Origin of the sequence: Agromyces sp. PvR057 (assembly GCF_040547485.1) — a bacterium.
Taxonomy (GTDB): domain Bacteria; phylum Actinomycetota; class Actinomycetes; order Actinomycetales; family Microbacteriaceae; genus Agromyces.
Map to the genome: position 1 here is coordinate 583203 of NZ_JBEPPT010000001.1, position 13430 is coordinate 596632.

The following is a 13430-nucleotide window of genomic DNA, read 5'->3' on the forward strand; positions in this document are numbered from 1 at the left end:
TTACTCCAATGCATGTATCGCGTTACAACGATGTGCATAAGCTATCGATATGAACCTCGAGCAACTGCGCAGCTTCGTGGAGGTGGCCCGGTTCGGCAACTTCACCCGTGCCGCCGAGGAGCTGTACCTCGCCCAGCCCTCGCTGAGCCGCCAGATCGCCGCGCTCGAGCAGGACCTCGGCGCGGAGCTGTTCCACCGTGCTCGAGGCGGCAGCACGCTGACGGTCGCGGGCGAGTCGCTGCTGCCGCTCGCCAGACGCATGCTCGCCGACGCGGAGTCGGTGCGCCGCGAGCTCGCCGAGCTCGCAGGACTCGAGCGCGGCCGGGTGCGCCTCGGCGCCACGCCCACCCTGTGCATCAGCCTCGTCGCCGAGGTGCTCAGCGCGTTCCACGCGGCGCATCCGGCCATCGAGCTGCACCTGTCCGAGCACGGGTCGCGGCACCTGCTCGACCAGCTCGCCGGCGGTGAGCTCGACCTCGCGCTGATCACGACGTCGGATGCCTCATCGGCCGATCGCTTCACGGTGAGCCCGCTGCTCGTCGAGGAGCTCGTCGTGATCTCGTCGGCCGGCTCGCCGCCGGTCGCCGTCGGCGACGCCATCACGCTCGACGAGGTCGCGAGGCTGCCGCAGATCGTCTTCAGCTCGAGCTACGACCTGAGAGCTGCGACGGATGCCGCGTTCCGGGCCACCGGCGTCACGCCGGAGGTCGTGCTCGAGGGCGCCGAGATGGACGCGGTGCTGCGCTTCGTCGAACGCGGGCTCGGCGTCGCGATCGTGCCGGCGATGGTGCTCCTCGACCGGCCCGGACTGCGATCCGTGCGACTCGCCGGGCATGCCCTCGAGCGCACGATCAGCGTCGCCGGTCCGGCGGATGTCGCGCCGACCGCGGCGGTCGAGGTCATGCGCCGCACCATCACCGCCGGCGCCACCGCCTTCGCGGCCCGCGCAGGTGCGACGATGCGGCTCGCCGGCGACGGCTGACCGACCGGCTCGGCGCCCCTTCGCCGAGCCAGTGGCCACGGCGGGCGGGCAGGACTAGCGTGGGATCGTGTCCGCTCCCGCGACCGATGCACGGACCGCTCACGCCGCCGGCGTGGAGCGCCTGCTCGCGAGCTACCGGGCCGTGCCCGAGGCATCCGCGGTCCGGCTCGCGAAGCGCACCTCGAACCTGTTCCGCACGCGCGCGAAGGCGGATGCCGCGGGCCTCGACACCTCGGGCCTGACGCACGTGATCTCGGTCGACCCAGAGGGCCGCACGGCCGATGTCGCGGGCATGTGCACGTACGAGGACCTCGTCGCCGCGACCCTGCCGCACGGCCTCGCGCCGCTCGTCGTGCCGCAGCTGAAGACGATCACGCTCGGGGGTGCCGTCACGGGCCTCGGCATCGAGTCGACCTCGTTCCGCAACGGGCTCCCGCACGAGTCGGTGCTCGAGATGGACATCCTCACGGGCGCGGGGGAGGTGGTCACGGCATCGCCGGAGGAGCACGCCGACCTCTTCCTGGCGTTCCCGAACTCGTACGGCACCCTCGGCTACGCCGTGCGACTGCGCATCGAGCTCGAGCCCGTACTGCCGTTCGTCGCCCTGACGCACCTGCGGTTCCACGACCTCGCCGAGCTCGTCGCGACCATGGACCGCATCGTCGCGACGGGCGAGCACGACGGCACGCCCGTCGACTTCCTCGACGGCGTCGTGTTCGCCGCCGACGAGGGTTACCTCTGCCTCGGCAGGCGGACCGCGACATCCGGACCCGTCAGCGACTACACGCGCCAGCGCATCTACTACCGGTCGATCCAGCACGCCGAGGGCGCGAAGGCCGATCGGCTCACCGTCCACGACTACCTCTGGCGGTGGGACGCCGACTGGTTCTGGTGCTCCGAGGCGTTCGGCGCGCAGCATCCGCTCGTCCGTCGGCTCTGGCCCCGGCGGCTCAGGCGCAGCAGTTCCTACGCGCGACTCATGCGGCTCGAACGCCGGTACGACATCGGCGACCGACTCGAGAGGCTGAAGGGCCGGCCGCCGCGGGAGCGCGTCATCCAGGACGTCGAGGTGCCGATCGAGCGCACCGTCGAGTTCCTCGAGTGGTTCCTCGAGCACGTGCCGATCGAGCCGATCTGGCTCTGCCCGCTGCGGCTGCGAGGCGACGGCGCCTGGCCGCTCTACCCGCTCGAGCCGCACCGCACCTACGTCAACGTCGGCTTCTGGTCGACCGTGCCGGTCGGCGTGACCGAGGGCGAGACGAACCGCCTGATCGAACGCGAGATCACGGCGCTGGACGGGCACAAGTCGCTCTACTCCGACGCGTACTACGCCCGCGACGAGTTCGACGCGCTCTACGGCGGCGACGCCTTCCGAGCCGCGAAGGCGCGCTACGACCCCGACTCACGACTCCTCGACCTCTATGCGAAGGCGGTGCAACGTCGATGACGACGACCAAGGGACCGATGACCGGCACGACCGGCACGAGCGATCCGATCGATCGAGCGGATGCCCCAGGCGACCCGGATACGGCAGGAAGGCTCTCACTCGCCCAGGTGCTCGAGGTCTTCGCCGGCGGGCGGTTGCCGCTGCGGTTCAGCGCCTACGACGGGAGCTCGGCCGGGCCGGCCGACGCGGAACTCGGCATCGAGCTGAAGACGCCGCGGGGCACGACCTACCTCGCGACGGGACGCGGCGACCTCGGCCTCGCCCGGGCGTACATCGCCGGCGACCTCGACATCCACGGCGTGCACCCCGGGGATCCCTACGAGCTGCTCAAGGCCCTCGCCGACGAACTCGTCTTCAAGCTGCCGCCGCCGAAGCTCATGGCCCAGGTGGTGCGCTCGATCGGCATCGAGCACCTTCGCCCGATCGCACCGCCGCCGCAGGAGGTGCCGCCGCGCTGGCGTCGCGTCGCCGAGGGCCTGCGGCACAGCAAGTCGCGCGACGCCGAGGCGATCCACCACCACTACGACGTGTCGAACACGTTCTACGAGTGGGTGCTCGGGCCGTCGATGACCTACACCTGCGCCTGCTACCCGACGCTCGAGGCGACGCTCGACGAGGCCCAGGAGAACAAGTACCGCCTCGTCTTCGAGAAGCTTCGGCTGAAGCCGGGCGACCGCCTGCTCGACGTCGGCTGCGGCTGGGGCGGCATGGTGCGGTACGCCGCGCGCCGCGGCGTCAAGGCGATCGGCGTCACGCTCTCCGAGGAGCAGACGGCGTGGGCGCAGCGCGCCATCGACGACGAGGGCCTCTCCGGCCTGGCCGAGGTGCGCTTCGGCGACTACCGCGACATCCGCGAGACCGGCTTCGACGCCGTCTCGTCGATCGGGCTGCTCGAGCACATCGGGGTCAAGAACTACGCGTCGTACTTCCGGTTCCTGCAGTCGCGGCTGCGCACCGGCGGGCTGCTGCTCAACCACTGCATCACCCGCCCCGACAACACCTCGCAGCCCTCGGCGAAGGGATTCATCGACCGGTACGTCTTCCCCGACGGGGAGCTCACGGGCTCCGGCCGCATCATCCGCGAAGCCCAGGACGTCGGCTTCGAGGTGCTGCACGAGGAGAACCTGCGCGAGCACTACGCGCTGACCCTGCGCGACTGGTGCGCGAACCTCGTCGACCACTGGGACGAGGCGGTCGCCGAGGTCGGGTTGCCGACCGCGAAGGTGTGGGGACTGTACATGGCGGGGTCGCGGCTCGCGTTCGAGTCCGGCGGCATCCAGCTGCACCAGGTGCTCGCCGTCAGGCCCGACGAGCAGGGCGGCAACGGGGGGCTGCCGCTCCGGCCGTGGTGGTCGGCCTGACCCCGCGAGCACGATCGACGACGGCATGACGAGAGGCGGATGCCGCGGCATCCGCCTCTCGCAGGCGATCGCTACTCGGCCGCGTCGAGCCGCTTGCGGTCCTCGGCGAGCAGGGCGTCCTCGCCCTCGTCGCCCTCGGCGATGACCTCGTCCTCCTCGAGCGAGAGGCGCATCGGACGGCGGAACAGGCGGGTCAGCACCAGCAGTGCGACCACCCCGATCGAGAGCCAGAGGAGGCCGTAGATCATCGCGTCGCCGCTGATGTTGAGCCAGAGCACCACCGTGAGCACCACGCCGATGACCGGCAGCACGATATTGCGCACGATCTGCGACGCGGACCTCACCTCGCGGCGGCGCACGGCGAAGTGCAGGATCACGGTGATGTTCACGACCGTGAACGCGATCAGCGCGCCGAAGTTGATCAGCGAGAAGATGAAGTCGAGGTCGGCCACCGCTGCGCCGAGCGAGACGACGCCGACGAGCACGATCGCGACCGCCGGCGTCTGGAATCGCGGGTGCACGTACGACAGGCGGCGCGAGATCGGGCCGGTGCCGTTGCGGCCCATGACGTAGATCATGCGCGAGACGCTCGCGTGCGAGGCGAGGCTCGATGCGGCGACCGCGGCGACGGCGGCCGTGACGAAGAGGATCTGGAAGAGCATGCCGCCGACCGAGTACGCGAGCTCCGGCAGCGCGGTGCCCTCGGTGAGTCCCTCGACGCTCGGGAAGAGCGACTGGGTGAACCATCCGGCGACGAAGAACAGCCCGCCGCCGATCACGAGCGAGAGCACGATCGCCGTCGGCACGGTGCTCGCGTCCTTCGCCTCTTCGGTGTACATCGTGATCGCGTCGAACCCGATGAACGAGAAGCACACGATCGTGGCGGCGCTGATGACCGTCGCGATCTGCACGTTCGCGTGGTAGAGCGGTTCGATGCTGAACGGCGTTCCGTTGCCGGCGCCCGCGTTGAGCGCCCCCCAGGCGAGGCCGATGAACACGACGATGAGCACGACCTGGAAGACGAGCAGCGTGGCATTCACGCGCGAGGTCGACGTGATGCTCCACAGGTTCAGGAGCGTGATGAGCGCGACGTACCCGCCGACCCAGATCCAGCCCGAGATGTCGGGGAAGAACGCCTCGAAGTACTGGCGCAGCAGCAGCGCGTTCACGAGCGGCAGCAGCAGGTAGTCGAGCAGGGCCGTCCACCCCACGAGGAAGCCGACGTTCGGGTGGATCGTCTCGGACGCGTACGTGTACGCCGAACCCGCCGAGGGGTAGACGCGCGTCATGCGCCCGTAGCTGATCGCGGTGAAGAGCATCACCACGAGCGCGAACAGGTAGGCGAGCGGCACCACCCCGCCGCTCTCGTCGGAGACGTAGCCGAACGTGTCGAACACGGTCATGGGGGTCATGTAGCCGAGGCCGAGGGCGACGATCGCCCAGAGCCCGAGCGAACGCCGGAGCTTCACGGGGTGGGCGGTGGGTGCGGAGGTCGTCATGGGTGTTTCCTGTCGTCGCCGTCGATCGAGCGGGGCGACGCTACGCTACTCGCGCCCCGCCCGACATCGCCACTCCGGCGAGTTCGTCCACGAGCACCGGCCGCGCCGTACGTTGCGCGGCGTACGCAACCGCGAATCTGCGGTGTCCAGGACGTGCTCCGATGAGCTCAGAGCGTGACGGTCTCGTTCTCGCCGCCGTCGTAGCGTTCGCCGGTCACCTTGGCCTTGACGAAGCTGATCAGCGTGGCGATGCGCCCGCCAGGGGTGTCCCAGTACTCGCCCGACTCGGCGGTGACCTTGATGAGGACCGCATTCGGGCTCTGCGGGCCGTCCGGCAGCCAGGCCTCCACCGCGGCATCCCACAGCTCGTCCTTGCGGGCGGGGTCGTCGACGAGTTCGGCGATGCCGGCGAACGAGACGAACGTCGACCCCGAGTTCAGCGTCACGCCGACGTTCGCGTTCGCCGAGATCTCGCTCGCGTCGCGCGAGTCGCGCTCGGCGAAGTACCAGATCACCCCGTCATCCGTGACCTCGCGGGGCGACATCGGCCTGGAGACGAGCTTGCCGTCGCCGGTCACGGTCGTCAGCCACCCGAACGGGATGGCGCGCGCGAGTTCGATGATGCGTTCCTTCTCGGTGCCGGGCATGGCCCCTCCTTCGATCGTCGTGTCATCCGACGCTAGGCCGACCGGCGGGCACGCTGCAGGGGATTGACTTCACAGGTGGATGTCGCGGCGTCAGCGGAGGGTAGAATCGACGGTTCCGCCGCACGAGGAGACCCGACATCAGCAGCAGCACTTCCACCACGCCCGTCGCCGAGGAGCAGGCGGCGCTCGACCACATCCGCGGGGTCGTCGCCGGGCTCGTCGAGCAGGAGGCCGAGTACCTCCGCGCGATGCTCGGCCGCCCCAGCGACGAGTTGAACCTCACCGAGCGCGACGCGCTCGTCGCGCACCACGCGCAGCGGCTGCAGGGGCTCCGCACCGCGTCGTACGGCCTGCTCTTCGGGGGCATCGAGACCGACGAGGGCGAGCGGTTCCGCATCGGCCGCATCGGCCTCAGCGACCCCGACGACGGCGAGCGACTGCTCATCGACTGGCGTGCGCCCGTCGCGCGCCCGTTCTACACGGCGACACCGCTGCACCGCGAGGGCGTGAAGGCCCGGCGTCGCATCTCGTCGACCGACCGCACCGTGACCGCGGTCTACGACGAGCCGCTCCTCGTCGACCTCGACCACCCCGACGCCATCGTCGAGGCGGTCGGCGATGGTCCGGATGCCGCGCTCATGGCCGCACTCGACCGACCGCGCACGGCGCACATGAGCGACATCGTCGGCACGATCCAGCGCGAGCAGGATGCGATCATCCGGGGTCCGCTCGCCGGCACGCTCGTCGTGCAGGGCGGGCCGGGCACCGGCAAGACGGCGGTCGCCCTGCAGCGCGCGGCGTACCTGCTCTACGAGCACCGCAACCGCCTGTCGAAGTCCGTCGTGCTCATCGTGGGCCCGAACCTGCGGTTCCTCGAGTACATCTCGCAGGTGCTGCCGTCGCTCGGCGAGGACTCCGCCGTGCTCGTCACGCCGAGCACGCTCGTGCCCGGCGTGACGGCGACCGCGACCGAATCCGCGCCCGCGGCCGAGTTCAAGGGCCGGCTCGACATCGTCGGTGCGCTCAAGCAGGCCGTGCGCGCCTTCGAGGTCTCCCACCAGGGTGACCTCGTGCTGCGCCCGGCGGGCCTCAAGCCGATGACTCTCGACGGCCGTCTGCTCGCGCGCGTGCGCTCGCGCGGCCGGGCGGGTGCGACGCCGCACAACGCGGCGCGGCCGAAGTTCGAGACGGCGCTGCTGACCGAGATCCTCCGCCTCGAGGATGCCGAGCACGGCGCCTCGGCGATGGAGGACTGGGAGCGACGCGCCGACTGGGCTGAAGACCCTGCGGTGCAGGAACTCTTCGACGAGCTCTGGCCGCTGCTCGACCCGGTCGACGTCGTTCGCGAGCTCTTCAGCGACCCGGTGCGGTTCGACGCGGCGTTCCCGTCGCTCGACCCGTCGCTGCGCTCGGCGCTGCTTCGACCGCACGGTCACGGGCTCACGCCGGCCGACGTCCCGCTCGTCGACGAGCTCGCCGAACTCCTCGGCCACGATCCGCGGCCGATGACGGCGGCGGCCGCGCGGGCCCGCGCCGATCGGGCGACCGACCTCGCCTACGCGCAGAACGTGCTCGACATGGTGACCGACGCCGACGCCGACGAGGACCACCTCAGTGCACCGGTCGAGATCGTGAGCGCCGCGATGCTCGCCGACCGGCAGGTGGCCGGCGACGGCCGCACGCCCGCGGAGCGCGCGATGTCGGACCGCGAGTGGGTCTACGGCCACATCATCGTCGACGAGGCGCAGGAGACGAGCCCGATGCTGCTGCGCGCGCTGATCCGCCGCTGCCCCTCGCGGTCGATGACCCTCGTCGGCGACGCGAACCAGTACACGGCGACGGACGCGCCGTTCACCTGGGCGGGGCTGCTCGACCCGCAGGTGCCCAGGTGGAGCCGCACCGACCTCACGGTCAACTACCGAACGCCGGGACGCATCATGCGCATCGCGACCGGGGTGCTGCGCCGCATCGATCCCGGCGTGCACGAGCCGACCTCCGCCCGTGACGGCGAGCACGAGCCGCGCACCGTGCGGGTCGCGCCCGCCGAGCTCGGCGAGGCGACCGCGCGCGCGGCCGTCGAGGCGCTCGCCGAGAGCGAGGGCACCGTCGGCGTGATCGCGCCCCTCGGCGTGCTCGGCGCCCTTCGCGGGGTGCGGGCGGCCGAGGCCGAGCGTGCGACCGCCACCGGTGCCGCCGATCGGCTCTGGGCGGGCACGCCCGACGACGCGAAGGGCCTCGAGTTCGACGCCGTGGTGGTCGCCGTGCCCCCGATGCCGGCGCCGCAGGCGGTGTCCGTCGCGACGTGGAAGCGGCTCTACGTCGCGCTCACCCGGCCGACGCAGCGACTCACGGTCGTCGAGGCGGGCGACGTCATCGGCTGACGAGACCCGTGACGCCGGGCGACGAGCGCGACAGACTGGGCGGATGGCGATCTCCGACGACGACCTCATCCACCTGCGGCGCGCCGTCGCGCTCGCCCGCGAGGCGGCCGAATCCGGCGACGGCCCGTTCGGGTCCGTGCTCGTCGATGCGGGCGGCGTCGAACGGTTCGCCGACCGCAACCGCGAACAGAGCACGGGCGACGCGACGCGGCATCCGGAGCTCGAGATCGCGCGCTGGGCGGTTGCGAACCTGACGCCGGACGAACGCGCGGCGGCGACCGTCTACACCTCGGGGGAGCACTGCGCGATGTGCTCGGCCGCGCATGCGTGGGTCGGCCTCGGCCGCATCGCGTACGTCGCGTCGGCGGAGCAGATCGCCGGGTGGCGTCAGTCCGAGGGCAGCGCCCCGTCGGCGGTGGCGCCCCTGCCGATCACGACCATCGCGCCCGGCCTGACGGTCGACGGCCCCGTCGACGAGCTCGTGCCCGACGTGCGGGCGCTCATCGTCCGCGCGGTGCGGCAGGGCTGACCCCGGTCGGCGTGGCGGTGCGCGGCGCCGTGCGCGTTGGGGCAAACCCGTGCGTCGTGAGCGGCTCGCGCGTAGGGTGAAGGGGCGGTCGCTCCGCCGTGCTCGAACGAGCCGGCACCGGGGCGATCGCATTGGGCAGCCCTGAACCACCGCCCGAACGGAGCCACCGAACGATGTCATGGGACGACGATTTCGACGCCGACGAGCGCGGCGGGCCCCGTGCAGCCCGTGAGCGGGCGACCGGCTGGCAGGTCGTTCGCCGCGTCGCCGCATATGCGGGCGTCGTGGTCGGCGTCGTCGCCCTGGTGGTCGGCGCGGTCGTCGCGGTGAACCTCGTCGGCACGGCGACCAACCCCGGCGGGTTCGCGGCGCCATCGGCCGACGGGCCGCATGTGGCCATGCCCCCCACGATCGTGCAGCCCGAGCAGACGTCGGAGCCAGAGGTGCTCGACCAGGAGACGCCGGCCGAGGAGGAGCCCGCTGCCGACGAGGAGTCGACGGACCTGTCGGGTGCGGTTCCGCTGGCCGCGGCGCTGCCGCTCATCGACGCCGAGTGGGCCGGCCAGGTCGCCGCGGCCACCGACATCCCCGAACGCGCGCTCGCGGCCTACGCGCTCGCGCACATCGTGGTCGCCAGCGAAGACCCGGAATGCGGGGTCGACTGGGCGACGGTCGCCGCCATCGGCTCGATCGAGTCGGGCCACGGAAGCCACGACGGCCGGACGATCGACGAGGCCGGCAACGTGCAGCCGGCGATCATCGGCCGCGCGCTCGACGGCAACGGGGTGGCGAGGATCGCCGACACCGACGGCGGCGCGCTCGACGGCGATGCCACGTGGGACCGGGCGGTCGGCCCCATGCAGTTCATCCCGTCGACGTGGGCGAAGTGGGCGAGCGACGGCGACGGCGACGGCGTGGCCGACCCGAACCAGATCGACGACGCCGCACTCACGACGGCGAACTACCTGTGCGCGTCGGGGTCGATGACCACGCCGGAGGGATGGCGCGCTGCCGTGTACTCGTACAACCACGACAACGACTACGTCGACAAGGTCGCGAAGGTCGCCCAGCGGTATGCGGAGGCGGCCGCATAGCCCGCACGGCCGGCTCCTCGATCGGCGCCGCGCGCTGGCATCCGCTGCGCAGCCGCCGACCCGATCCGCCGGCGTGGACCGCCGCGCTCGCCGAGGGCGACGACGCCGGGTTCTTCGGCCCGGGCAGTGCGGTCTGGGCCGTGAACGGCGCGCTGCCGACCCTCGTCGCCGGCATCAGGGCGCTGCTGCTGCAGACCCTGCATCCGGGCGCGATGGCGGGGGTGCACGACTGGTCGAGGTACCGCGAGGACCCGCTCGCGCGGCTCGACGGCACGGTTCGATGGGTCGCCGTCACGACGTTCGGCGACCGACGGGCGGCAGCCGCGGCATCCGCCTTCGTGTCCCGGCTGCACGAGCACGTGCAGGGGACCTACGTCGACGCGAAGGGTGCCGAGCGAGCCTACGCGGCGAACGACGAGGAGCTGCTGCGCTGGGTGCACGACGCCTTCACCGAGGCGTTCCTCGGCGCGCACGAGCTCTGGGGCGGACCGATCCCCGGCGGGCCCGACGCCTACGTCCGCGAGTGGGCCGAGGCCGGGAGGCTCATGGGCGTGACCGATCCGCCCACGACGGTCGCCGCGCTGCGCGGCGAGATGACCGCGTTCCTCGCCGACGCCAAGCGCGATGAGCGGGTCGTCGAGACCGTGCACTTCCTTCGCCGGCCCGGCCTTCCCGGGCTCACCGGGCGGCTCTACCCGATCCTCTTCGGCGGTGCCGTCGCGTCGCTCGAACCGCAGCACCGCGAACTGCTGGGACTGCGTCGACCCAGGTGGCCGGCCATCACGCTCACGCGCCTGCTGCTCGCGGTCGCCCGCCGCGCGCTCGGCGGCATCTCGCCGAGCGAGCGCAACGCGCGGGCCAGGGTCGCACGGCTCGCCGCGGCAGGCGGGTGATCACCTCGGTCGCGCGGCCCGCGACGCCGCGCACGGCCGATACGCTCGGGCCCGGGAGGTGATGCGTCGATGGGCGATGCCGTCGGGCGGCGGACGACGACCGCGAGGTTCGGATTCCGTCGCGACCTCCTGAGGCCGTCGGGTTCCGAGCGAGCCGACCGCGTGACCTTCGTCGAATTGTTCTTCGACCTCGTGTTCGTGTTCGCGCTCACCCAGCTCGGCACCTACCTGTACGCGAATCAGACGCTCCTCGGGGCGTTCGAGGGCGCGCTCGCCGTGACGGCCCTGTGGTGGGCGTGGATCTCGACGAGTTGGCTGACGAACTGGCTCGACCCGGTGAAGCTGCCGGTGCGCGGCGCCGTCATCGCGCTCGCCTTCGTGGCGCTCGTGCTGAGCGTGTCGATCGCCGAGGCGTTCGGCGACCGCGCGTGGGCGTTCGCGATCTCGTACGTCGTGCTCCAGCTCGGCCGGGCGGTGTTCATCGTGCTGGCCGCGGCGCGGCACGACGCGGCGCTCGCCAGGGACTTCTCGTGCGTGCTCGTCTGGACCACGGCCGGCTCGGTGCTCTGGATCGTCGGCGCCCTGCTGCCGTTGCCCGTCCAGTTGCCGTTCTGGGCGGCGGCTCTCGGCATCGAGCTGCTCGGCAGCGTGCTCGGCTATCCGGTGCCGCGTCTCGGCCGCGTCGAGGTCGGGTCGTGGGATGTCTCGGGCCCGCACATCGCGGAGCGTGCGGCGCTGTTCGTGCTCATCGCCCTCGGCGAGGGGCTGCTCGTCACGGGCTTCCAGGTCGTCGACTCGGAAGCGAGCGTCGAGGTCGGCGTGGCGCTCGTCACCGCGTTCGTGGCGGCGGCGGCCTGCTGGTGGATCTACTTCGACCACGGGGAGCGCGTCGGCCCCGAGGCGATCGCAGCACACGAGGCGCCGGCGCGATTGGCCCGCGCGGCGTACACCTGGGTGCACCTGCTCATCATCGCGGGCATCGTCGTGCTCGGCGTCGGCGACAAGGAGGTGCTCGCGCACCCGCACGAGCACAGCGCGGGTGCGGTCGTGACGGTGATCGGAGGGCCGCTGCTCTTCCTCGGCGGCACGCTGCTCTTCCGGCGCGTGCTCGAGGGGCGCTGGATGCGTGCGCAGCTGGCCGGCCTCGGCCTGCTCGTGATTCTGACGGCGCTGAGCGGCCTGCTCGAGCCCCTCTCCATGAGCGTCCTCGCGGCGCTCGTGCTCGCGGCGACCGCCGCCGGTGAGACCGTCGAGCGGATCCGCACCGGCCGGCGCACCGGCGGCTGAGCCCGGTCAGGGGAATCGGGCGAACAGGTCGGTCCGCGTGGCGTCGGGTGCGGTCGGTACCCTCGCGGTATGAGCGCATCCGGCGACGCGAGGGCCTGGCGTCCGGGCACCGTGCGCGACGCTGCCGGAGGCATCCTCGCGCTCACGATCGCGACGTTCCTCGCCGTGACGACCGAGATGCTCCCGGTCGGCGTGCTGCCGGCGATGGGCGCGGAGCTCGGCGTCTCGGAGTCGATCGCCGGGCTCCTCGTGACCGTCTACGCGTTCATGGTCGCGGTGCTCGCCGTGCCGCTGACGCTCTGGACCCGCCGGCTGCCGCGCAAGGCCCTGCTGCTCGGCACCCTCGCCGCCTACACCGCGGGCAACGTCGTCGTGGCACTGGCGCCGACGTTCGCCGTGGTCGCGGCCGGTCGTGCGATCGGGGGCATCGCGCACGCCCTGTTCTTCTCGCTCAGCATCGCCTACGGGTCGCGCCTGGTGCGCGCCGAGTTCACCGGCCGGGCGCTCGCGCTCGTGACGGCCGGCGCGTCGGCCGGCTTCGTGCTGGGTGTTCCGCTGTCGACGTCGCTCGGCACCGCGGTGGGGTGGCGGGTCGCGTTCGGCGTGCTCGCCGTCGCCTGCGCGATCACCCTCGTGCTCGTGGCGGTGCTGCTGCCTGCGGTGTCCGTCGCGCCTCCCGCCGACGGGGCGGATCCCGAGCGGATGCTGCGGCGCGGGCGCCTCGCGATGGTCTCGGTCGCGAACGCGCTCGTCTACCTCGGCCAGTACACCGTCTACACGTACGTCGCCGTGATCCTGCTGGCAGCGGGGCTCGCCGCGAGCGGCATCGGCCCGGTGCTGCTCGTGCTCGGCGCGCTCGGCCTCGTCGGCACCTGGTTCGCCGGCGTCACGCTCGATCGACGGCCGCGCGCGAGCCTGCTGCTCGTGCTCGTCGCCATGGTCGTCGGGCTCGTCGCGCTCGGGCTGGCGTTCCCCGGGCTCCCCGGCGTGCTCGGGGCCTCCGCGCTGTGGGGTGCCGCGTTCGGCGCGGTGGCCTCGAGCTTCCAGACCGCCGCCATCCGCACGCGCGGTGCGACGCCCGACCTCATCGGCGCCCTCGTGAACGCCACCGCGAACATCGGCATCGGCGGGGGAGCGGCGCTCGGCGGTGCCGTGCTGGCGGGCGTCGGGCTCGCGTGGGTGCCGTACTGCGGCGCGGCACTCGTGCTCGCGGGCGCCCTGGTCGTGCTCCTCGCGCGCCGGGCGTTCCCGGCCGCGCCGGGATAGGCAGCGTGCCCGCGTCGCCGACATCGGCGGGGCCGCGGTCGCTA

At 72.2% G+C, this 13430-nt stretch carries 11 protein-coding genes; 9 read left to right on the forward strand and 2 right to left on the reverse strand.

Annotated elements, in window-relative coordinates; translation table 11 throughout:
• The first annotated feature begins 49 nt into the window (after positions 1-49).
• The 3 genes from ABIC29_RS02570 to ABIC29_RS02580 all read left to right on the forward strand — a co-directional run bounded on the left by ABIC29_RS02570 (position 50) and on the right by ABIC29_RS02580 (position 3790).
• Positions 50-982, forward strand: coding sequence for a LysR family transcriptional regulator (locus ABIC29_RS02570; RefSeq protein ID WP_354242432.1), 933 nt, complete (start codon positions 50-52; stop codon positions 980-982).
• Positions 983-1049: 67 nt separating this feature from the next.
• Positions 1050-2429, forward strand: a complete 1380-nt coding sequence (locus tag ABIC29_RS02575) for an FAD-binding oxidoreductase (protein ID WP_116080707.1) — start codon at positions 1050-1052, stop codon at positions 2427-2429.
• Positions 2426-3790 (forward strand): class I SAM-dependent methyltransferase, encoded by a 1365-nt coding sequence (locus ABIC29_RS02580; protein WP_354242435.1) that lies wholly within the window; start codon positions 2426-2428, stop codon positions 3788-3790. Before ABIC29_RS02575 ends, ABIC29_RS02580 begins: the two co-directional genes overlap by 4 nt.
• A 71-nt stretch (positions 3791-3861) precedes the next feature.
• Here ABIC29_RS02580 and ABIC29_RS02585 read toward each other — a convergent pair whose 3' ends face one another.
• Positions 3862-5289, reverse strand: a complete 1428-nt coding sequence (locus ABIC29_RS02585) for an APC family permease (RefSeq protein ID WP_354242437.1) — start codon at positions 5287-5289, stop codon at positions 3862-3864.
• A 167-nt stretch (positions 5290-5456) separates the two neighbouring features.
• Positions 5457-5936 (reverse strand): pyridoxamine 5'-phosphate oxidase family protein, encoded by a 480-nt coding sequence (locus tag ABIC29_RS02590; protein WP_354242440.1) that lies wholly within the window; start codon positions 5934-5936, stop codon positions 5457-5459.
• A gap of 137 nt (positions 5937-6073) precedes the next feature.
• Between ABIC29_RS02590 and ABIC29_RS02595 the strand changes: the two genes are divergently transcribed.
• The 6 genes from ABIC29_RS02595 (at position 6074) to ABIC29_RS02620 (ending at position 13386) form a co-directional block, all read left to right on the forward strand.
• Positions 6074-8317: a HelD family protein gene (locus tag ABIC29_RS02595; protein WP_502915460.1), complete on the forward strand. Its 2244-nt coding sequence runs from the start codon at positions 6074-6076 to the stop codon at positions 8315-8317.
• Positions 8318-8360: 43 nt separating this feature from the next.
• Positions 8361-8846: a nucleoside deaminase gene (locus tag ABIC29_RS02600; protein WP_354242443.1), complete on the forward strand. Its 486-nt coding sequence runs from the start codon at positions 8361-8363 to the stop codon at positions 8844-8846.
• Positions 8847-9019: 173 nt separating this feature from the next.
• Positions 9020-9940 (forward strand): lytic transglycosylase domain-containing protein, encoded by a 921-nt coding sequence (locus tag ABIC29_RS02605; protein ID WP_116080712.1) that lies wholly within the window; start codon positions 9020-9022, stop codon positions 9938-9940.
• 140 nt (positions 9941-10080) lie between these two features.
• A complete protein-coding gene (locus ABIC29_RS02610; protein ID WP_354242445.1) occupies positions 10081-10833 on the forward strand; it encodes an oxygenase MpaB family protein in 753 nt (250 codons plus the stop codon).
• A 69-nt stretch (positions 10834-10902) separates the two neighbouring features.
• On the forward strand, positions 10903-12120 hold the full coding sequence (locus ABIC29_RS02615; RefSeq protein WP_116080714.1) for a low temperature requirement protein A: 1218 nt from the start codon (positions 10903-10905) through the stop codon (positions 12118-12120).
• Between the two features lie 69 nt (positions 12121-12189).
• Positions 12190-13386: an MFS transporter gene (locus ABIC29_RS02620; protein WP_116080715.1), complete on the forward strand. Its 1197-nt coding sequence runs from the start codon at positions 12190-12192 to the stop codon at positions 13384-13386.
• Positions 13387-13430: the final 44 nt, after the last annotated feature.